Origin of the sequence: Glaciecola sp. XM2 (assembly GCF_018595715.1) — a bacterium.
Lineage (GTDB): Bacteria > Pseudomonadota > Gammaproteobacteria > Enterobacterales > Alteromonadaceae > Glaciecola.
On record NZ_JAHEOJ010000020.1, the window covers coordinates 701,633 to 723,099 of the forward strand.

Annotated in this window: 15 protein-coding genes and 1 tRNA gene; 3 read left to right on the plus strand and 13 right to left on the minus strand. The window is 43.7% G+C overall.

Annotated elements, in window-relative coordinates:
- Window positions 1–51: 51 nt before the first annotated feature.
- The 13 genes from lldD to KJ365_RS07760 all read right to left on the minus strand — a co-directional run bounded on the left by lldD (window position 52) and on the right by KJ365_RS07760 (window position 17,175).
- Window positions 52–1,191, minus strand: coding sequence for an FMN-dependent L-lactate dehydrogenase LldD (gene lldD, locus KJ365_RS07700; RefSeq protein ID WP_214451035.1), 1,140 nt, complete (start codon window positions 1,189–1,191; stop codon window positions 52–54).
- A 722-nt stretch (window positions 1,192–1,913) separates the two neighbouring features.
- Window positions 1,914–1,989, minus strand: a tRNA-Arg gene (locus KJ365_RS07705).
- A gap of 357 nt (window positions 1,990–2,346) precedes the next feature.
- Window positions 2,347–3,084, minus strand: a complete 738-nt coding sequence (locus tag KJ365_RS07710) for a FadR/GntR family transcriptional regulator (protein ID WP_214451036.1) — start codon at window positions 3,082–3,084, stop codon at window positions 2,347–2,349.
- 323 nt (window positions 3,085–3,407) lie between these two features.
- Complete coding sequence (locus KJ365_RS07715; RefSeq protein WP_214451037.1) at window positions 3,408–4,697, minus strand: TRAP transporter large permease; 1,290 nt, start codon at window positions 4,695–4,697, stop codon at window positions 3,408–3,410.
- Window positions 4,697–5,263 (minus strand): TRAP transporter small permease, encoded by a 567-nt coding sequence (locus KJ365_RS07720; protein ID WP_214451038.1) that lies wholly within the window; start codon window positions 5,261–5,263, stop codon window positions 4,697–4,699. Before KJ365_RS07720 ends, KJ365_RS07715 begins: the two co-directional genes overlap by 1 nt.
- A complete protein-coding gene (locus KJ365_RS07725) occupies window positions 5,260–6,255 on the minus strand; it encodes a TRAP transporter substrate-binding protein (RefSeq protein ID WP_214451039.1) in 996 nt (331 codons plus the stop codon). Before KJ365_RS07725 ends, KJ365_RS07720 begins: the two co-directional genes overlap by 4 nt.
- A gap of 189 nt (window positions 6,256–6,444) precedes the next feature.
- Window positions 6,445–7,065 carry a bifunctional 4-hydroxy-2-oxoglutarate aldolase/2-dehydro-3-deoxy-phosphogluconate aldolase gene (gene eda, locus KJ365_RS07730; RefSeq protein WP_214451040.1) on the minus strand — a complete coding sequence of 207 codons (621 nt, stop codon included), beginning with the start codon at window positions 7,063–7,065 and terminating at the stop codon, window positions 6,445–6,447.
- Window positions 7,066–7,101: 36 nt separating this feature from the next.
- A complete protein-coding gene (locus tag KJ365_RS07735) occupies window positions 7,102–8,037 on the minus strand; it encodes a sugar kinase (protein WP_214451041.1) in 936 nt (311 codons plus the stop codon).
- Window positions 8,030–8,374 carry a cupin domain-containing protein gene (locus KJ365_RS07740; RefSeq protein ID WP_214451042.1) on the minus strand — a complete coding sequence of 115 codons (345 nt, stop codon included), beginning with the start codon at window positions 8,372–8,374 and terminating at the stop codon, window positions 8,030–8,032. The genes KJ365_RS07735 and KJ365_RS07740 overlap by 8 nt, the downstream gene beginning before the upstream one ends.
- A 24-nt stretch (window positions 8,375–8,398) precedes the next feature.
- Window positions 8,399–10,651 (minus strand): polysaccharide lyase 6 family protein, encoded by a 2,253-nt coding sequence (locus KJ365_RS07745; protein ID WP_214451043.1) that lies wholly within the window; start codon window positions 10,649–10,651, stop codon window positions 8,399–8,401.
- A gap of 6 nt (window positions 10,652–10,657) precedes the next feature.
- On the minus strand, window positions 10,658–11,536 hold the full coding sequence (locus tag KJ365_RS07750) for an NAD(P)-dependent oxidoreductase (protein WP_214451044.1): 879 nt from the start codon (window positions 11,534–11,536) through the stop codon (window positions 10,658–10,660).
- Between the two features lie 250 nt (window positions 11,537–11,786).
- Window positions 11,787–14,036: a heparinase II/III domain-containing protein gene (locus KJ365_RS07755; RefSeq protein ID WP_502793483.1), complete on the minus strand. Its 2,250-nt coding sequence runs from the start codon at window positions 14,034–14,036 to the stop codon at window positions 11,787–11,789.
- Window positions 14,037–14,142: 106 nt separating this feature from the next.
- Window positions 14,143–17,175, minus strand: a complete 3,033-nt coding sequence (locus KJ365_RS07760) for a TonB-dependent receptor (protein ID WP_214451045.1) — start codon at window positions 17,173–17,175, stop codon at window positions 14,143–14,145.
- A gap of 494 nt (window positions 17,176–17,669) precedes the next feature.
- On the opposite strand from KJ365_RS07760, the gene uxuA reads away from it, so the two are divergent.
- Genes uxuA through KJ365_RS07775 form a run of 3 tightly spaced genes read left to right on the plus strand, consistent with a single transcriptional unit; the run spans window position 17,670 to window position 21,457 of the window.
- The gene (gene uxuA / locus KJ365_RS07765) at window positions 17,670–18,875 is read left to right on the plus strand and encodes a mannonate dehydratase (RefSeq protein WP_214451046.1); all 1,206 of its coding nucleotides are present in this window, start codon (window positions 17,670–17,672) and stop codon (window positions 18,873–18,875) included.
- Window positions 18,868–19,965, plus strand: coding sequence for a class I mannose-6-phosphate isomerase (locus tag KJ365_RS07770; protein ID WP_214451047.1), 1,098 nt, complete (start codon window positions 18,868–18,870; stop codon window positions 19,963–19,965). Before uxuA ends, KJ365_RS07770 begins: the two co-directional genes overlap by 8 nt.
- 13 nt (window positions 19,966–19,978) lie before the next feature.
- Window positions 19,979–21,457, plus strand: coding sequence for a mannitol dehydrogenase family protein (locus KJ365_RS07775; protein ID WP_214451048.1), 1,479 nt, complete (start codon window positions 19,979–19,981; stop codon window positions 21,455–21,457).
- Window positions 21,458–21,467 lie beyond the last annotated feature (10 nt).

Sequence of the window (21,467 nt, forward strand, 5' to 3'; positions counted from 1 at the left end):
AGGCAATATGGCGTCCTGCGCTGGACTTGTTGCATTACTTATGTATCTTGGCTATACGATTCTTGCGATAGATTGATTGCCTATATCGCTAATACGCTTTGCGCCTGTCAATGTCATTGCAACTCGCATTTCATTTGCGTATAGGTCGAGTAAATGCTCTACGCCTTTTTCTCCTTTCGCAGCTAACGCATATATGTAAGAGCGTCCTATCATCGTGCAGTCAGCGCCTAAGGCTAGCATACGAACCACGTCTAGCCCGCTTCTAATACCAGAATCGACAAAAATTTTTATATCTCCTTTCACTGCATCAGCGATAATCGGCAGCGCCTTGGCTGAAGACATAACGCCATCTAGTTGACGCCCACCATGATTAGACACAACAATGCCGTCAGCACCAAACCTTGCCGCGTCTCTAGCATCTTCAACGTCTAGTATACCTTTGATGATGAGAGGCCCATCCCAGAATTCTCTTATCCACTCTAGGTCTTTCCATGAAATAGAAGTGTCAAAGTTATCGCCAAGCCAACCAATGTAATCGCCAAGCTTTGTGGTTTTGTTTCGGTAAGTTGAAATATTACCCAAATCGTGAGGTTTGCCTAACAAACCCACATCAAGTGCCCATGAAGGATGCGTCATGGCCTGTAACATCCTTCGTATTTCTGCATAGGGGCCGCTCATGCCTGAGTGCAAGTCGCGATAGCGGGCGCCCGGCGTTGGCATATCCACAGTAAATACTAAAGTAGTGACGCCTTCAGCTTTAGCGCGCCTTAAAGCATCTTTCATAAATTCTCGATCTTTTAATACATATAGCTGAAACCACATTGGTCTTTTTATTTTACTTGTCACTTCCTTAATCGGACACACCGAAACGGTGGACATAGTAAAAGGGATGCCTTTTTTCTCAGCCGCTCTTGCCGCTTGAACTTCACCTCGTCTTGCATACATGCCTGTCAAACCAACAGGAGATAAGGCAACTGGCATTGAGAGGGTTTCATTAAACATCTTGTGCTCTAAACTGAGGGAGGACATATCGTTGAGCACCTTCTGCTTGAGCGCTATATCTTGCAAATCTGAGATGTTATTTCGAAGCGTAGTTTCGGTGTAAGAGCCGCCATCTATATAATGAAATAAAAAGGGTGGGAGCTTTTTTTGTGCGGCTTTCCGGTAATCAGTGGTTGAAGATATGACCATCCAAACCTGTCCTTTAATATGTTGCCATTCGCCTATTATCAGCTATTGCTATTGTGTCGTGCTCTGGCTAAATGACTTTAGTGATTGCGCAATATTACAGTGTAGACATTGGATTTATATTAGATAGTAAGCAATTAGTCTGATTGGCCTTCCAACAGCATTTTATGATTGCTTGATCAGTAATCATCGCAAAAGTGATGAACCCCGAATGCCGCTTGTTGAGATAACGATTTAGCTACATTTACATTGGGCCACGGATTGGTCACATAATTAGGCCGTGACCACTGGGTTAATATCTCCTAATTTTTTTAAGATCCCTACATGTTGGCTGATGTTTAAGCCCCAAAGTCGAAATCTCGCTGAATGACAAAATCATTAAATAGCGCTGGTTGGATGGTCCCATTTAGTGGTGGTCCCATGCATGTGTTGGCAATAATGAGTGTTCCCCGTATCCACGGGGCTGAACCGCCGCCTAATGAACACTGTCGTAACCTTATAAACGTGTTCCCCGTATCGACAGGGCTGAACCGCGTTATATTTTGGCTCAGAGGACGCACAAGGAGTGTTCCGCATATCCACAGGGTTTAATTATTTTTAATCGATTAAACGCAATTTTAATAACTCCAAAATTGTTTTTATGACACTTGGTCTCAAAACGGTCACAGTCCCCAAAACACAGCCTAATCCGTCTCAAAAGCTACAAGTCAAAAAAGTACAACAATTGGCCACCCCTAGTGGACTCGAACCACTATCAAAGACTTAGGAGGTCCTCGTTTTATCCTGTTAAACTAAGGGGTGTGGCTGACTTGCGGGTATTTTGTGACAAACCGAAACTTAATACAAGAATGAATCGAAGCCTCGTGACCAATTTCATGGAGGACCGTAAGCTTAGGAGGCAGCCGTTCTATCCAGTTGAACTAAGGGCCGAGAGCAATCATCGTATTTTGAGTGATGCGAAGCATCAAAACAAGGGGTAGCCGTTACCTTCGTACAAAATAGTAAGGATAACTGCTCCTTTGGAGATCCTTGTTGTATCGATTTAAACTAAGGGGTGAACTTATCCAATCCAGATAAGAGCGTTAAGCTATGTTATGCCTTCGTTTATCATTGCGAGATAAAGGGGCAAACGCTAGCCTGACAATGCGACGGATGCTACTAACCCACTAAATGATTCAAAGAGTACAAGTCTCGAGTTTCGGTTGTCTTTTTGCGAATCTCTTCGAGTGCTTGCGCCTCACTCATATCAAAAAGTGCATTAATTAAACGGTTAAAGTGAGCATGCATGGCCAAGCGAGCGGCCTGTGTATTACGCACTTTCAAGGCTTCGTATATGGCTTTGTGTTCAAGCAAGCGGTCTTTATCAGACTGACTACACACGCTTGCATAAGCATTCTTCACTTGAGGGAGCGTGTCGCGTAACTCCCAAAACTTTTCGACGGCAAGCAAAATAGCGTGATTTTTTGTCGCTTGTGAAATAATTAAGTGAAACTCTCTATCAGCCGCTTCAGCGCCAACACCTGACTCCATTGCCTCTAGCGTAGATTTTAGCTGCGCTAACTCCTCGGCAGTAATAGACTGTGCAGCCAACGCTGCAGCCTCGCCTTCAACTAGCGCTCTAGCTTGAGTGAGCTCAAATGCACTCACCTTTTCAAGGGTTTGCTGCTCTCTATCTTTGCGTGTCTCAAGTACATACACCCCCGAGCTTGTTTTAACCTCAACGCGTTGCATTACTTCTAGAGCAATCACGGCTTCTCTGATAGTAGGCCTGCTCACATTAAAGCTTTCTGCTAATTCGCGCTCTGGCGGCAGACGGCTTCCAGGAGGATACATACCGGAATCAATAAGATTTTCAATTTTTTCAGCAACTTGCCAAAACATGCGACGGGTTTTCATATGTGTACCTTTTTTATTCTTCGGCTTGTAAACCGTAATACTCAACTTGGTCAAACCATAAGGCCTTTGGATAAGCCTTTGATAAAGAATACTTCTTTTTTGAATTATTACCAATATTAAATCAATTGGTAATCATAAAAAACAGCAATTTATAGGCATCTAGTCTCATAAAGCGCTGTTTTTTTGTCTGAGACTCTCAAAACACGCTGAAAACCTCTGGACTTTTGGCTGTGTTACCGCATCTGTTTTTATGCTGCAGATGCGGCAGTTTAATATAAAATCAACATCGGTAGATTGATGCTGCAATGAATTCGCTTTGGTCCTTAAGGTGCTAATAGACTTGGTAAAAACGTGCTGATTGGTGAGTACATAGAAACAAGGAACAACACCACCAGCATACTTACATAAAGCGGTAACATCGGTTTCACCATCTTCTCAATTTTCGTTTTTGATACCGCGCAGCTTACAAATAGTATGGCACCTACCGGCGGCGTGCATAAACCAATACAAAGGTTGAGAATCATCATGATACCAAACTGCAAAGGCTCAATACCGATAGAAACGGCAATAGGCAAAAATATTGGCGTAAAAATAAGTACGGCAGGTGTCATGTCCATAAATGCACCAATCAATAACAAAATTATATTGATGATAAGTAATATAATGAGCGGGTTGTCGCTGATGACCAATAAAGTATCGGTTAGCGCTTGCGGCAAATTCTCGTAAGAAAGTACCCATGATAAAGCGGAAGATGTTGCGATAAGGAATAGTACAATCGCGGTTGTCTCTGCTGTTTTGATTAAAATGACACCAAATTTTTCCATGTCGACTTCGCGATAAAAACCGGCAGCAAGGACTAACGCATACAAGACCGCGATGGCACCAGCCTCGGTAGGCGTAAAGATACCTGAGATAATGCCGCCCATAACAATAACAATAAGCGCTAAACTAGGCACTGCTTGCCAAACACTTTTTAACACAACTGAGAATGGCAAGCGCTCAGCACTGGCAAAACCTTTACGTTTTGCGTAGACCACACAAAAAATCATCAGCGATAACGCTACAAGTAAACCGGGAATGTAGCCGGCTAAAAATAAAGCAGAAATGGACACACCACCGCTGGCGATAGCGTAGATGATCAGAATGTTACTAGGGGGAATAAGCAAACCTGTGGTTGAAGCGGTTGCGGTGACTGAAGCGGAAAACTCAGGGCTGTATCCGGCTTTCTTCATCTGCGGTACCATAAAACTGCCTATTGCAGATGTCGCGGCCACTGCAGACCCAGAAATAGCGCCAAATAAAGTACACGACAATACGTTTACCAGCGCCAGTCCGCCGGGAAAAGCGCCGAGTAAGGCCATAGCGCAGTTTATAAGTCGTTTAGCGATGCCGCCTTGCGCCATGATTTGTCCAGACAAGATAAAAAACGGGATGGCCATTAATGCAAAACTGTTAACACCATTGGTCATGCGTTGAGCAACGGTAGTCGCCGCGGGCAAAAAGTCGATGGACGTCATCATAAACAAAAACGTTGAAAGCCCAATGGCAAATGAAATAGGGACGTTTAAAAACAATAAAAGAAAGAATAAACAGAGTAAAAATACGACAGTCATTATTTATTTTCCTTCTTTGTGTTTGATGGAGCTTGCGCGTCGTCTTCGTCGAGCATTACGGTGTGCGCATACTCATCGTGGGAAACAACGTTGTAATCGGGTTGAATAAGAAACTCAATGGAGTAGAGCAAGATCAACAGGCCGCTGAACGGCACGACTGAATACACCCAGCTAATATCGATGCCCATTACCGGTGACGTTTGGCCAAGTTGCTCAGTCATGTTCATCAACGAAAAGCCGCCAATCATCATCACGCAAACAGCGAACGCTGCCACGCATACATGAATAAAGCGGTATACCCACTTTCGATAGCTTAAGCTTGCTTGGGAATACACCATATCAAGGCCTAGATGACTATTACGTCTGTAGGCGAAAACGCATCCGAGCAATGTAATCCATATAAGTAAAAATCTTGCTAGCTCTTCGGTGAATGAACTTGGATCATTTAGCACATAACGCGAAAATACCTGCCAGCTGACCACAATAGTCACGATGACCAATAAGCTTTGAAGGAATCGCGTAAGTATGCTGTCAAGGACGCCTAGGGTAGTTTTAAACATACTCATTTTTTCGCCTCAATTCGGTTTAAAATGTCACCAACGGGGGTCCCTTGAAAACTATCCTTAAAGCTCTGCACACTTTCTTGAAAAGGGGTTTTGTCAGGAATGATGATATTTACTCCTGCAAGCTTTAGCTGCTCCATCGCCACGTCGGTATCTGCTTTCCATAACGCTCGCTGATAGGTAACGGTGGTATCCATCGCTTGTTGTACCCATGCCTGCTGTTGCTCGGTAAGACCTTGCCAGCGCTTTTCACTGAACATAACGATACCAGGAATAGTGTTGTGTTCGTCTAGGGTAAAGTTCTTGCAAATTTCGTAATGTCTTGTTTTATAGTATGTAATCGGACTATTTTCTGCACCGTCTACAACCCCTTGTTGTAACGATGTGTAGATTTCTCCAAATGAAATAGGCGTCGCCGATGAGCCTAGCGCACGCATGAGCGCCACGGCCGATTGGCTTTTCATGGTACGAATTTTCATTCCTACTAAATCATCGGGGGTATAAATGGGTTTGGGACAGGTGTAAAAGCTTCTGCTACCAGCATCGAAAAATGCGACACCTCGTAAATCTACATTTAGCGGTGATAGCAGCAATTCTTGGCCTAGTTCGCTGTTGATAACCCGCCAAAAATGGTCTTCATCGTCAAATACATAGGGCAAGCTGAATATTTGTAGCTCAGGGACAAACGATTCCACAGGACCCACAGATACTTGCGCCATGTCTAAGCTGCCAATCTGCATTAATTCGATTAAATCACGTTCAGCACCAAGCTGGCCGCTAGCATAAATTTGAACGTCCATTTGGCCGTCAGATATATCATTGAGCTGCTCTTTAAAATAGGCGAGTGACTTGTGCATGGCGTGCTCGAGATCGACAACGTGTCCGAGTCTTATTATGACGGTGTTCTGTGTTTGGACGTTAAAAAATAGCCCTACACCAGATATGAGTGTTCCGATTAATAACAGTGACAATAATAGTTTGTAACGGTTTGCCATACACCTCTTCCTGAATGACTTGGTTGCGATGGTTTACACTTTTCGCTATCCAAAATTTAAAATATCTATTACCAAAATAACTTACAAAACATTACCAATATACGGGCTTCTTTACAATGTTTTTTGTAAAGTAACTGTTAAATTATGTTAAACCATGTAAAGGATAACCTCTAAAAGCGGATGACTTTTTTAGGCGGAATTAGCTTCACGGCACGCACTTATAATTGCGGGCCAATTTCCTTCTTCTATCCATTGTTTTTGCGCAACCCAAGTCCCACCAACGGCAAATACGTTATCGAGAGCTAAAAACTCTCGTTTATTGTCGGGGTTTACACCACCGGTAGGGCAAAATGTTACCTCTTGAAATACTGACGAAATTGCATTTAAAAATTTAACGCCCCCGGCAAGTGTTGCAGGAAACAGCTTGAGCTCTCTAAACCCTGCTTCATAAGCAGCTAGTATTTCGCCCATGGTCGATACGCCCGGCACCACCGGCCCCTCGCAGCTCTTTAGTGCATTGAGCAAAGTAGGCGATACCGCTGGGGTAACAATAAAATCAGCACCTGCTGCCATTGCATTGTCTAAATGTTGTTTTGAAAGTATCGTCCCCGCACCAACTTGCAAAGTAGGTACCTCAGTCTTTATAGCTTTGAGCGCCTCGAGCGATACGGGGGTTCTCAGTACGACTTCGACGGAGTTAAGGCCGGCATCTGCCATTGCTTTTGCAACCAAAACGCCTTCGTTTACGGTGCACGCTTGAATTATAGGAAGTAAAACTTGCCCAGACATAAGTTCAGAAAAACGTTTCATAGTGCCTATCTTATAGCATTCGTGATTAATTGATGGTTAGGTATTGAGTAGAGCAGACATGTCAGACATGAATGCTTGTTTTGGCGCAATTGCCCCTGGATGTTGAACGGTGATGTTTGCAGCTTGAGCAGCAAGCGCTATCGACTTAGCAATAGAGTATTCATTTATTCGTGCACCTAAATAAACACCGTTAAACGCATCTCCGGCAGAGGTCGTATCAACGACATTTTCGCATGGCGTGATCTCATGCTTTTCAATTTGATTGTTTGCTAGGCTTAGCACTGCATTAGGTCCATCTTTGACAATCACTTCCTCAATATCAAATGATTGACAAAACTTAATCACATCAATGCCTGTGTGAAGTCCGTAAAGCTGCTCTAAGTCTTCGATGCCCGGCAGGGCGATTTGTGCCAATCCGAATGCTCTGTTGAAAGCTTCTTTGCTATCGGCTTCACTATGCCACATGCGGGCACGGTAATTGGGATCAAATACTAATATCACGCCAGCTTGTTTTAACTGCTCCAGTTTTTGCCAAAAAAGAGGGCGAGCTTCAGGCTCAATAACAGCCAGTGATATCCCTGAAAAGAAAAACATATCGCCCGATTTAAACTTCGACAATACATCGTCGTTTAAAAAATTTACGATAGTGCGGGCAGCGGCATCACTGCGCCAGTACGTAAAGCTTCTCTCGCCTTTATCATCTATTTTAATGATATATAAGCCAGCGTGTTTAGTGGGGTGTTTAAAGACTAACTCAGTATTTAGGTCAGCTTTATGGAAGGTGTTGAGCATTTCGTCGCTTAGCGCATCTTGACCTACAGCGGTCACGATGGAGCACTCAACGTTGTCAAAGCAGCGTTTTAGATAGACAGCCGAGTTATACACATCACCCGAAAATGATTGATGCATTACGCCATTTTCACCATGGCGCAGCTCAATCATGCACTCACCTAAAAAATGAACCCTATTCACTGACAAAGTCTTCGCGTGCAGGGCTAAAGGTATCTATCAATATGCCACCCGTTGGGCAAACCGCCCCATGCTCTACATGAGGGGGAATTAAACAGCTATCGCCCGCTTTTAGAATTTTGATGACACCACCGATATTAAAGTGAAACTCACCCTGTTCAACGTATGTGACTTGAGAATGTCTATGTTTGTGCACATAACCCTCAGCACCTTTGTCAAACCAAACTTTAACCGCCATTAGCTCATGATTAAAGCCAAGCATTTGACGTTTAAGGCCGTTACCTAAATCTTCAATTTCTGTTTGATCGCCAAACAAGAAGTGTTCGCTTTGTTTTTGCATGGGGTTATTCCTATAAATCTACTATTATTCGTTGATAGTGTTGTCGCGAAGCTCAGCCGTATGTGGCCCTTTTACTCGCAGTTCAGTCACTTTTGGCGGCTGGGTTTGGTTAAATACATTATTGATAACCGTTGTTGAAGGCTCGCCTACCGTATGCTCAACCACAAGTGGCGCAGAAGATGTAAATGTATTACCAGACATGTGTGTGCGCTGCACGCCATGCAAATAGAAGCTTGCTAAATCTTTATTACGCGAACCTAAGCCTACGTCTGATAGGATGTTGTCTTCTACCAATAATAGAGGGCCAAAGGTACTTTCATCTGTTCCACCGCGATAGATTTTGGCAATGCCACCATCGATATTAGTAAACGTATTGCCGCGCAAAGTAATGTATTCAGCATTGTAAATACCTAAATCTTCAGATTCGGTATTTAGTTGTAAGATATCGCCGGTGACGTTTGTAAAGGTGTTGTTTGATAGCATGATTTTGTCGGCAAAAGCGCCTTTACCGGTGCTAAAGAAATGAAACGAGTGATTCACATCTAAGTTTTCAATCACCGAGTCGTGCATTTCAAAACGATAGTTATTTACCATTCCCCACTTTTTAGTGCGTATCGCGGTGTTTCCATGCGAGTCTGGACTGCTTTCACCGGTAATGTGCAAACCTTGTAGCTTCAAACTGCCGCCGTCGCGAATTTCAAAAAGGGCAGAGCGTTCAAATCCGATTTTTGTTTGCCCTGGTTGTGCTGCTTTGATCGTGAGTGTCTTATCAATAAACGCTAATTTAGGAATGACGATATCGCCAGGCGCAATTTCTATCACGTCGCCCTCGCCAGCGTTTTCTATTGCTTCTAATAAAGCACTAGCATCGGCACTCACCTGTCGCACTTTGCCACTATCGAACGCAACAGTCGCAGGTGTTTTCGGGTACCAGGCTACGCCCGTATCGTTTTTATTCAAAATGGTGAGGTCACGGCTAACGCCACTTGTGATGCTGGTGTCGCTTGGGTACAACAAGCCGTTTTCTGCTCTTACTAAGGAAAGCTCGATTGTCTGAAATCCGGCGCTTATCTCACTTGGCACGTCGACGTTGCTGTCGTTGTGCTCAAACACGATGCCACTCATGTCGTCAAATAAGGTAAACGGCTGCTGATTGTTTTCGTTATAAATAAGGTTGTGTGCCATTTTGCTATTGATAGGCACTGCGCTGCGCTCTGCGTCACTCCCAGCGCCGAGGTGAATGTGCTCAACGTTAATTAAAGAATTGTTTTCAATAAGCGCATTGTCGACCTGATGATAACGATTGATAGGGGAGTTTGGCACGCCATTTAAAACCGTAAGGCCACTGCCAAAACGGTACCCGCCAAGCCCTTCTAAATAGTTGTTGCGAATCGTCTGGTCTTTATTAATAACACGAATACCGCCAGTGTGCTCAATGCCATTACCTAAAAAGACATTGTTTTCAATGATGTTGCCGTTGCCATGACGCATGGTGAGCGTGCCGCGTGCTTCATAAAACACATTACCGCGTATCGTATTACTGCCAGATTTCACAGAGATGATTTCAACTTCGCCGTTGGTCTTTTCAAAGTAATTGTTTTCAACTTGGGTGAATGAGTCCGTTAATGAGAAATGGCTAGTGCCTATGCGCAGTGTTTCGCCACCGTTGGAGCCAAAAGTAGGGCGATAGCCAAAGTAGTTATGGTCAATACGATGATAATTTTCTTGGCTAGCTTCGCTATTTAAACGAACCGCAACAGTCACACCTTTGTTGCGCTTACCTACAAGATGATTATGGTTGAAGCGATTGTGTTTCCCATACAGCGCAACCCAATAGTCAGATTCTTGTTTGTCGGGGTTGTTGAAGTTATCAATGACCATGTTACTAACGCGTGAGTGATAAGCATACTTGCCTCTACTCTCGCGAAACTCAATAACCGAACTACTGGGCGTATAGCCATTTTTAAACACTAAACCAGAGGCAACCAAATACTGTCCTGCAAGGCGTAAGTTAGACTGACCAGACAAGATTACCTTGCCCGGTGTTTCTGCTTTTAAGGTAATAGGCGAATTTTCTGTGCCATTCCCTCTAAGCAAAATCTCAAAGTCTACATACACACCATCTTTTAAAATCAGTGTATCGCCTGCTTTCAGATCTGAAGCTACTTTAAAGAATGCATCCTTACTATCGATGTAGTATTCGTTTGCTTGCGGTGAGCAAGCAAACAACACGAGTAGTAACAGCAGGCTGCCTAACTTGGATAGTGTATTTATCATAAGCGTTTACTTACTTAATTGTTGAAAGTAATCAAAGATTTCAGGTACGTTACCGTTACCCATGCCCGCGTCAAATGCAGCCTGTAGATTGGCTGATGAGCCTTCCGCAATTTTTGAAACGGTGCCTAGGTCGTCAACCATTTGTAAGAAGTAGCCTAAATCTTTGTTCGCGTTGGCGATAGAAAAGCCTAAGTCACTCACATTATCTACTGCGTAGTTCTTACAAAAATGCATAAAGGGTGAGTTAGATGGGCCCGTTGACATAATGTCGAACAACTGCTGTCCGTCCAAGCCTGCTTTTTTAGCAACCGCAAACGCTTGAGACATGGCACATACTGTTGTCATCCCCATGAAGTTGTTGATCAGTTTTGTGGTATGGCCTGCACCCAACTCGCCTAGATGGAATACATTTTCACCTTGGTCTTCTAGTACCGGTTTTACCTTCTCAAATGTTTCTTTGTCGCCAGCTGCCATAATATTGAGCAGGCCATCTTTTGCATGCGCAGGGGTGCGTCCAAGAGGGGCGTCAATCATGCCAACGCCCTTAGCGGCTAGGTCTGCGCCAATTTTACGCGTCGATGCGGGTATAGACGTACCGAAATCAATCAGCACGCTACCTTCTTTAATTCCTGCCAAAATGCCATCTTCACCGTAAATAACTTTCTCGACAATTGCTGATGTGGTTAAGCAAAGCATCACGATATCAACAGATTCGGCAAGTGATTTTGCTGACGTTGAAGAAGTTGCTCCATTTGCTGTGCATGCAGCTACAGCATCTGGGTTTAAATCCATAACACAGACTGGGTAGCCTCGAGTTAATAAGTTCTGGACCATGTTGCCGCCCATTAGACCTAGGCCGATAAAGCCAATACTTGGTTTAGACATAAAAATATTCCTCTTAAATTCCTTAGAAAAACCGACCCGACCCAATGCTATTTTTTCTTGATATCGAATACCATTGAGCTGATGACGTCGGTATAACTCTTGGCTAACAATTTTATAACACAAACATTATATTTACCTATCCAATTTGTCAACCAAAAATAAAATATTGGATAGATCTTTGTTTGTTGTCTTAAAATGTAATGATGCACTGGTAAGCTGAGCGCGGCATACGCTGCGCTCAAGCAGCCTTTTATTCTGCGTTTGCATACCAATATGGCCCGGTCCACTTATACTCCTGGCCGTTTACGTTAAGTGTATGTTCACTATTTGCTTGAGCATCTAGATTCGCAACGATAAATATTTGTGATTCACCATTTACACCTACAATTTCTACCCCGGTATAAGCGTCGCTGTCGTGCATCAAGTTTATGGATGCAATGCTGCTGTTAGAATTAAGAGACAGCTCGGTTACTGGGCTATATGACCCGTGAGGCTCAACAATTGATACAAACACAGTATCTTGAGTGTTTGGGCGGCGAAGCATAAAGCCCGGTTCATTGCGAAGATTAAACTCAGGGTCGTTAGCGCCAATGCGTGTCAGCATAATATTATCTTCGTCGTGAGTAAGGGTGCTCAATGTATAGAACTTCCCTTTGTTCAACCATGAAAACTGTGTGGTGTCAGAAGATGGCGAGCCAGACGCTTCTAAATAAAGGTGTTGGTAGCCGTTTTTGTTACCAAGCGGCTCTTGAGTTGGTGGACGCGTGTATGCAAAGTTGGTTTGTATGATTTGACCAAAATAATAAAAGGGCAGGTCGTAATCATGAGTACCTTGCGCATCTACTTTCATGATATCGAGCATAAATGGCTCGTCAGCATCACTTGGTTTAATCAAGGCAACTGTTCTGTGCATTTCAGTACCCGGGTAAGCATTGGTTTCTTTGGCGCTGGCGACTTGTACTTGCGGGTTTTCGTCGGCGTAGAAGTAGAAATCTGAATGATGTTGGCTACCGGTTTGATAATCGCCACCAAAATGAATGCTCTGATCTTGAGAAAGCGTATTATGAGAAATAGTGGATTTTGCCCATGTCGTATTCTCTTTGAGATAGTTACCACCGCCTTTTTGGCCAATATTAACAAAGCGCACTAAGCCATAGTCTTGCAGTACTTCTTCGCCTTGTCGGTATAGTGAATACGAAAGCTTATCGTAGTGGCCATGGCTTAAGCCTTGTGCGGCATATTTAAATACCGCCGTTAACTCTTCGTTACCGCTTCTAAGCACTGCAACGCCGCCTTCGTCACCGAGTGCGCCATCGCTTAGATTTACAGACTGCTTTGTAAAAGGAACGGCTTTGTTAGCTTCGAGGTCTAGTGCTATCGCCAAACCAGTTTGGTCAAGTAAGACTTCACCTTGCTTTTGCGCAACGCTTAAAAGCTTTGGATCTTGTTGGCCATAGTAGTAACCAATGTTCACAGTGGTAATGAGAGCAGGGGTAAAGTACGACATGCCTTTTTGACCGTCATTAAGCGGGAAGAAGTCGCCGTCAGCATCTGTTAAGTTAAGCAGTGCGTCGATGGCTTTAAGCAGCACATTATCTTTATGTTCTAACACGCCATACTCTGGGTAGGTATTATGCATCGCAGTGGCAAATATCAAAAATGGATACATTGCATAGCGCTGATAATACGGACCTTCAGTGTAATAGCCGTCTGGTGAAAAGGGCTGTTCAAGGTTGGCTAAAAAGCCGCGCTTTTGGTCAGCAGCTTTAATTGTGCCGCCATCATCGTCTACGCCGCCGACCGCTAAGCCATCGTCTTCAATACCGTAAAGGGCGCGCTGAATAAGCGCTTGATCATCCATTACCAAGCCAATCATGCCTACCGCAGCATTTCCCCATGTGCTGTGGTTATGAATGCGGTTATAAAACTGAGGGTTGGCTAAAGAAATATAATCTGCAAAAGGGCGAAACAGGTTATCTTCAAGTGTTTGGCGTTCTTCACTCGATAAATAATCGTAAATAGTGTCGTAGGCTTGAGCCATATACACCAACCAGTTGCTGTCGTTTAAACACTGCCAAAATAGTTTACCTGGCGCATATGAACGTACTTGCGGGTGTACAGGCAAGTTTTTGTACATCGCTTCATATTGAAACAACATATCGCGTACGTATTTAGCGTACTTCTCATCTTCTAGAATTTGGTAGAGCGCACCGGCTTGTTGCGCAATGATAAAATTTTGTTTGTGGCGAAAATGTGTATAGCCACCTGAAAAGTCCTTTGGAATGGGGGTATCAATTCCCATTTGTATTTCTTTATCTACTTCGGCTTTGATCTTCTCGACACTGGCGTCAAAAAGAGGCACTTTGCCCAAGTTTTCGCGTATTTGTTCAACGCCCTCTTTTGTGAGTATTAAACGGGGATGCTCTTTTGCTTGCGCAACGTAAGCCAAAGTCATCGCAAAAAATGCGATTAGCGTTATTGTAAATATTTTATTTAGCATATTGTGCATCCTCACTTTATACGCAGTTAAATTTTGCTGTAAGTCATTGTAGATTGAAAAAGGCATGCCGTTTGCGACATGCCTTTTTGTTTGTTAACGCTTAGATTTAGAAAGTATAACTTGCACCAAAGGTAATACGACGGTCAGCTAAACCTTCAAAACAAAGCAATGCGCCATCATTTACACAAGATTGCGTAATGCCTTCTTTGGTTAGGTTAACCGCTTCAACACCGATATTGAACTGTTCGTTAACATCGTAGCTAATGCTGGCATTTAACTGACCACGGTCAGCTGTATACACTGGGAAGCCAAGCGTTGAGTTACGTGACGCACCTGCTGCAGTATCGTCGGTACGGAACGCTTCACGCCATGTGTAACGAAGACGTGCGCTAATGCCATATTTTTCATAATAAGCAGTTACGTTATATGCATTCTCAGAGAAGTCCAATAACCCTTGAACTGCAGTAACCGTTTGAAAGTCAGCGCTATCATAAATACCATTAATTGCGTTAAATATATCAGTACCGCGAGTTGCTGATTCATTCACAATCGAGCCACCTGAGTATTCTTGAATGGTGTAGTTAGCAATAACACCAAATCCAGAAGCCCAGCCTAGCTCATCTTCAAAGCTTGAAAGGTCATATTGAACCGCCATTTCCCAGCCAGTTTGGCTAGTTTTTGCCGAATCATTTACTCTAGACTGCAAATCTACACATATACCTGTTGTGCCCAATGGTGCAAGGAAGTCATCACCCTCAGCGATTGGGTTAAAGAAACCACCGCCAGCACAGGCAGGATTAGTGCTGCGGAATCCGTTACCGTCGACTGGAGCGCTGCTTAGTTGGTCGACAAATAGATTCGTGATTTCCTTGTCAAAGTAACCAATGCTTACCACTGCTGCGTCGGCAAAATACCACTCAGCAGTCAAGTCAAGGGTGGTGATCTCTTGAGGCTCTAAACCTGGGTTACCAATATTAACCGACGCATTAACGTTGGTTATCAAGCTCACTGAGGTATTTAGGTCGTTGAAATCAGGGCGACGGATATCTTGTCCCCAGCCTAAACGCAATACCACGTCTTCATGTGGAGTAGCCACAAGGTTAAGACGAGGTAAGGTAAAGTTATAATCACCTGAAATGGTGGTTAAATTCGCACCATCACTTGTAACAGTATTACCTGTTGAGTCTACATCTGTTTGGATATGACGCACGCCAATGTTACCCATTATCCACTCATATTCGAAGTTAGCTTGAGCATATAAGGCGTGCGATTCTTCCTCGATGTTAAAGAAAGCAGCAGCAGATGGTACTAAGTTTGCTAAATCCGGTGTTGCGTCATGCGCAATCAGAGCAGCTTCTAAGGTAGAAAGTACCAAGTCAGGATTATCAAATGATAAGTCTGGGTCAACAATTAAGAAGTTGCGCAATGCAAGTTCACGTCCATCTGCGTCGCCAAAGTTGCTTGGACCTGCCACTAACAAGTCAGCAAATAAGCTGCCGTTCGGGCTATCGGCTAGTCGGCTAAAGCCTCCTATACGGTCTGTGACGTTATTAAATGTGCTTTCGCGTTTGCTGTAACGATAACCAAAGTCAACCGAAGTCACGATAGAATCATCTATGTAATAGGTGAAGTCGGTGCGTAAGGCGTCGAGTTTGTTTTCAGTGGTGTTGCGGCCCAAATCGACTTGGTCAAGAACAACGTTATTTGGGTTAAGCAAATCTGCAACAGACGGTGCAAATGGAGAATCAAAGTTAATACCAAACGTGAGTGAGCCACCGGTTAAGTCATAAATAAATGGAACTGCGTTATCATTACTAGTGCTTGCGGTAGGGTTACCATCAGCATCTAAGTTATCAAGGGGAGCATTTGGGTTGATAAAATTAAGCTGAGTGCTCAAATTTGGGTTCACAGTATCAGACTTGGCAGATGAAATTTCTGCGCTGACAAATAAGTTATCTCCTTGCCACTCGCCGCCTAGTCGAAATAAGGTGGTATCGGTCAAACGTGCGCCAGTATCACTGTTGAAACGTAAGTTGGGATCATCATCATCAACTGATAAATCTGGCTCAATTGTGCCGCGCACAGCTGCCTGGATACTACCAAGGTTTACACCGTCGAGTGAGCCAAAGTTAACTGTCTCAAACTGTGTAGGTAGGTTATAGTTCAACACGCTGCTCACACCAGAACCTTGCACGCGCGTTGAGTCTTGGCGGCGCTCTTGATCTGTGTATACAACATCAAAGAAAAACTTAGTGTTATCGTTTGGCGCAAACTCAAACGTCGTTGAAATGTTGGTTGTATCGTATTCAAAATTTTCCAGTTCTTGGTTTAAAAATTGAATACCCAAGAAATCAAAATCTTGACACACTGGACGATTAGCTACGTCTTCAACGTTGCCACCACGAACCACTTCGGCATTACAGTTTTCTACTAAACTACCGTCTCGGTCAACACGTGGACGAAATGACGTTGCTTCTTGTTGTGTAATGCTGCCACTAAATACAAAACCAAAAATACCTGAGTCGGTATCCCAGTTATCGCCGTAAGCGGCTGAAAAGCGAGGCTGTACGCCATCGGTAGTAAGGCTACTATCTTCGCCTTGTACTCTTACGTTAATAAGGGTGTCATTTAATTCTAGCGGGCGAATGGTACGAAGATTTACGGTACCACCAACTGAGCCTTCAATCGTTTTAGCTTGCGCTGCTTTTGTGACTTCTAAACCTGCGATGATAGAAGCTGAAACATCTTCAAAACTAATACCGCCGCGACCCGTGCCCGCACCAACAGTCTCTACACCATTAATTAAAACGTTGTTGGCATTTGAACCACGAATCTGTACACCTGTTCCAACACCTGCGGTACGCGTGATTTGAACACCGGTAATATTCTCAAGCACTTCAGCAAGGTTCTGGTCGGGTAGCTTACCAATATCTTCTGCTTCAATAACTTCAATAAGGTTAGGAGCGGAGCGCTTTTCAGCTAGAGCGCTTGATAAAGATGCGCGGATACCGGTTACTTCAACAACTTCTACCGATTCTTCGGTGCTTGCAGCATTTTCTTGCGCAATTGCGTTACTGGCCATGCCAATAGTCGTTGCCGAAAGCAACGCCAGCGTAATTTTTGAAAGCTTGTGTGTCATAATTTTTCCTGTGTGTGGTTGCCTAATCTATGCAAACATCGAGCGGTTCGTGCTGGGGTTACCTTCCGGTTGCAATCATCGCTTTGCTAGGTAGAACTAGTTTTAATCAAATACTTTTACTAAAGTTACAATCCATTAACGTGATGATTACAATTTTTAATTAAAAGGTCAACCATTTAGTTAACCAAATTTTATAGGTTCTGAATTATATTGGTAATGTTTTTTGTGAATTGTCTCTTGTTTATCGCAGAAAGTATCAATAACGCTTTGTTTTTAAGCCCTTTATTTTGATTGAGTAGCAAAAAATAACGTTGCTTTATAATGAGATGCGTCAGACCATGGTCGTAATTAAATGGATTGTTTACGGCAATAAATAGCCTTATATGTTGCCTTGGTTAACAATTTGGTAATTTAAATTGGTTCAATTTAGTGCAACAAAGCGTTAAGCTCTTACACATGTTTTTATGTTCATGAAAGTATCGGAGATTTGTGAAATGCGTGAAGCTTGGCGATGGTTTGGTCCAAACGACCCTGTGACGCTAGATGAAATACGTCAAACAGGAGCAACAGATATTGTCTCTGCTTTGCATAATATTCCTGCCGGAGAGGTTTGGACAAAAGATGCCATTGGTGAGCATCAGTCTTTAATTGAGCAAAACAATGAGGGGCTTTCTCCGCTTACTTGGAGTGTGGTTGAGAGTATCCCAGTGCACGAGTCTATTAAATTAGGCGAAAGTGGTTGCCAAGTGTTTATTGATAATTGGATAACCTCCATGGAAAACTTGGCAGCCTGCGGTATCAAAGTGATTTGCTATAATTTTATGCCTGTTATTGACTGGACTCGTACCGATCTAGACTTTAAATTGCCTAATGGTGCATATGCACTGCGCTTTGACCAAAACGAATTTGCCGCATTCGATTTGTATATATTGCAAAGGGAAGCCGCAGAGTCTGAGTATTCGCAGCAAGAGCGCAAAGCGGCAAAAGCCGTCTATGATGCTATGGAAGAAGAGCAGCGAAGCTTATTAACCCGCAATATCATTGCAGGTTTGCCAGGGAAGATGACCGATGCTTATACGCTAGATGATTTTCGCGATATGCTCGCGCGCTATAAACATATTGATGGCAGGCAACTGCGCGATAACTTATTTAGTTTTCTCGCAAAGGTATTGCCGCGTGCAGAGGCGCTTGGCGTTAAGCTTGGTATTCACCCAGACGATCCACCGCGCGACATGCTTGGATTACCTCGTGTTGTATGTACTGCTGATGACCTAGATCTTCTCTTTCATCAACTACCGTCACCATCTAATGGCGTGACGCTTTGCGTTGGAACCTTCAGCAGCCGACCTGACAACGACTTACCTTATATGGCTAAGCACTTTGGTTCACGTATTCACTTTTCGCATTTGCGTGGCGTAAAGCTCGACCCAAACGAACAACGCACATTTTTTGAAGCAGGCCACCTTGATAGTGACGTTGATATGGTGCGCGTCATTCAAGCTTTGCTAGAACAAGAAGTTAAGCGTAAAAAAGATAAAGAGGCTATTCCTATTTTCATTCGCCCTGATCATGGACATCGAATGATGGGTGATATTGGTAAGCAAGTTAATCCTGGGTATTCGGGTATTGGTCGGTTGAAGGGCTTAGCCGAAATACGGGGCGTAATAAAGGCGCTTTCAGTGGTCAATGCTTATGAATAAAAAGTTGCTAAAGTTTGGCGCGAATCGAGTTTGGCGGACTTACCAAGGCGGAAAGCTCTTAGACCAGATAGAACAACAGCCAACACCAAAAGACACACATTTTCCAGAAGATTGGATTGGCTCAATTGTTGAGGCAAATAACATTGGCCGTGAGCATATTAGCGAAGGACTTGCGCACGTGGGCGACGAGCAAGGCAATAGCGTCTTGTTTCGCGATTTACTCACCCAAAATAGCAGGTATTATCTGGGGCACTCAGACGACAAACCATGCACACTTGATGATGTGCCGTTAGTTAAATACTTAGACAGTGCCATAAGACTGCACTTTCAAGCTCACCCAACGCGAGAATTTGCCCAACAAAGGCTCGGTAAGCCACGTGGCAAAACTGAAGCCTACGTCATTCTCTCCATTCGAGATGATGTCACTGAGCCTTATATCTATGCCGGTTTTCAGCGCCCGCCTAGCAGGGAAGATTTAAAAACGTGGATTGAAGAGCAGGATATTTGCGCCATCGAAAAATGTTTTGACCGCATACCCGTTAAACCTGGTGATGTATTTTTAGTACCCGGTGGCCGTCCCCACGCCCTAGGTGAAGGTATTTTGATGTTAGAGGTGATGGAGCCATCAGATTTAGCGGTTCGCTTTGAGTTTGAGCGAGGCGGTTATGAAATTCCTGAGGCGGCGAGATTTATGGGCCGTGATATTGAGTTAGCGTTAGATGCGTTTAACTTCTCTCCAGTCACCGCAGATAAGATTGATGACGAATTTAGATGCTTACCCACACTTATCGAAGCAGATAATGCAGGCAATAAGTTAGAAGAGCTTATAGGTGCCGACAAAACAGCGTGTTTTCGCATTATGAGAAGCACCGTCACCGGCATCTATAGGCGAAAAAGCGACGGGTTCTTTTACGGCATTGTCGCTGCGGGAGAAGGGCGCATTACTATTGGAGAGCAGACGACTGAATTAAAACAATGGGACCGATTCTTTTTCCCAGCAGGTGAGGCGGAGTTTATGTATGACCCAACAAGTGAAATGACTATTATCGAATGCTATGCCGGCTCCACCTCTTTGCCAACAAATCAATGAAGACATTGCGAACATGACCACATTAAATAGAAGTACGCTATCAACCTTGGGTAAGCAAGTGAGTACACCGCAATATCATTCACAGGATGTGAGCAGCGGTATTTTACACTTTGGCGTGGGCAACTTTCATCGCGCTCACCAAGCGGTTTATTGTGATGCCTTGTTAAACCTCAAAGACTTGCAATGGGGGATTACCGGCGTATCGATGCGTTCGCCCGATGTTCGTGATGTGCTTAGAAAGCAAGATTACTATTATACCCTCGCGTTGATTGATCAAAACACAGAATATCGTGTGATTGGCGCTCTTCAACGTGTGCTGTTTGCTGTTGAGGAATGCGGCGAAATATTAAAGCAATTTGCTAAACAAGAAACACAACTAATAACCACTACCATTACTGAAAAAGGGTATTGCCTTGCGCATGGAAAGCTAGATTTAGAGCACGTATCTATAAAACATGATATGGCATCAATCCAAGCGCCACAGAGCATTTATGGCTATCTTGCGGCAGGGCTGATTGAGCGCTTTTCTGCTTGTCGTTCAACCGAGAATGGTCAACTTACGATTCTATGTTGTGACAACATTAGCGCCGGCGGTGAAATAATAGAAAGCGGGGTTAAAGCTTTGCTTGAAATCCACAACACCGACACACTAGCATGGCTAAATACCAACGTAAGCTTTATCTCGTCAATGGTCGACCGTGTTACGCCTGCCGATAGCGAAGCCTTTACTGAGCAAGTGAAAGAAGTGCTGGGAGTGGAGGATAATGCTGCGGTATCAACAGAGCCTTTTAGCCAATGGGTCATTGAAGATAATTTTGCAGGTAAGCGCCCCGATTTTGATAAGGTTGGCGCGGTGTTTTCAAAAGATGTAGGTGCCTTTGAACGCGTAAAGTTACGATTTTTAAATGCCGCCCATACTATGCTCTCGATACTGGGGTATCTGGCGGATGATGAATACATTCATCAAGCCTTGCAGCGCAAAGCGTTCGCCCAATTTACTCGAGACGTACTTATCGAAGAAGTGCTTCCGGTAACATCTGTTTCATCTGAAATTAACGCCCATGATTACATCGATAGCATCTTTGCGCGTTTTGCTAATGCACGATTGCCTTATAAAGTCATGCAGGTAGGCACTGATAGTTCGCAAAAAATACAGCAGCGGCTTTTTCCTTCAGTCGACGCAAGTTTAGCGCAAGAGCAAGATACCGATGGTTTAGCCTTCATTCTGGCTGCTTGGGTATGCTTTATTCGCAAAGCCCTCGATCAGGGCGACTTAAACGATGTTCAAAAAGAGCAATTTAATGAGCGCTTATCATCCAATAAGTCTTTCGATTTGTTGCATTGTTTGAGTATTGCGCAAGTCCATCAATGTGAATTTATCAATGATGAAATATTTATCAAAAAGCTGATTGATTTTCGCGCCCAGATTGACAAGAACGGCATTTTTGAAACGATAAACACTCTCTCAACAAAAGAAGTTGAACTCACCTAATTTAGGTCAT

Excerpts from the sequence above, each read along its gene's own strand:
- KJ365_RS07740 (WP_214451042.1), bottom strand. The coding sequence starts at position 8,374 with ATGCAAAAACAAAGCGAACACTTCTTGTTTGGCGATCAAACAGAAATT.
- KJ365_RS07725 (WP_214451039.1), bottom strand. The coding sequence starts at position 6,255 with ATGGCAAACCGTTACAAACTATTATTGTCACTGTTATTAATCGGAACA.
- KJ365_RS07715 (WP_214451037.1), bottom strand. The coding sequence starts at position 4,697 with ATGACTGTCGTATTTTTACTCTGTTTATTCTTTCTTTTATTGTTTTTA.
- uxuA (WP_214451046.1), top strand. The coding sequence starts at position 17,670 with ATGCGTGAAGCTTGGCGATGGTTTGGTCCAAACGACCCTGTGACGCTA.
- KJ365_RS07745 (WP_214451043.1), bottom strand. The coding sequence starts at position 10,651 with ATGATAAATACACTATCCAAGTTAGGCAGCCTGCTGTTACTACTCGTG.
- KJ365_RS07755 (WP_502793483.1), bottom strand. The coding sequence starts at position 14,036 with ATGCTAAATAAAATATTTACAATAACGCTAATCGCATTTTTTGCGATG.
- KJ365_RS07710 (WP_214451036.1), bottom strand. The coding sequence starts at position 3,084 with ATGAAAACCCGTCGCATGTTTTGGCAAGTTGCTGAAAAAATTGAAAAT.
- eda (WP_214451040.1), bottom strand. The coding sequence starts at position 7,065 with ATGAAACGTTTTTCTGAACTTATGTCTGGGCAAGTTTTACTTCCTATA.
- KJ365_RS07750 (WP_214451044.1), bottom strand. The coding sequence starts at position 11,536 with ATGTCTAAACCAAGTATTGGCTTTATCGGCCTAGGTCTAATGGGCGGC.
- KJ365_RS07775 (WP_214451048.1), top strand. The coding sequence starts at position 19,979 with ATGACCACATTAAATAGAAGTACGCTATCAACCTTGGGTAAGCAAGTG.
- KJ365_RS07760 (WP_214451045.1), bottom strand. The coding sequence starts at position 17,175 with ATGACACACAAGCTTTCAAAAATTACGCTGGCGTTGCTTTCGGCAACG.
- lldD (WP_214451035.1), bottom strand. The coding sequence starts at position 1,191 with ATGGTCATATCTTCAACCACTGATTACCGGAAAGCCGCACAAAAAAAG.
- KJ365_RS07720 (WP_214451038.1), bottom strand. The coding sequence starts at position 5,263 with ATGAGTATGTTTAAAACTACCCTAGGCGTCCTTGACAGCATACTTACG.
- KJ365_RS07770 (WP_214451047.1), top strand. The coding sequence starts at position 18,868 with ATGAATAAAAAGTTGCTAAAGTTTGGCGCGAATCGAGTTTGGCGGACT.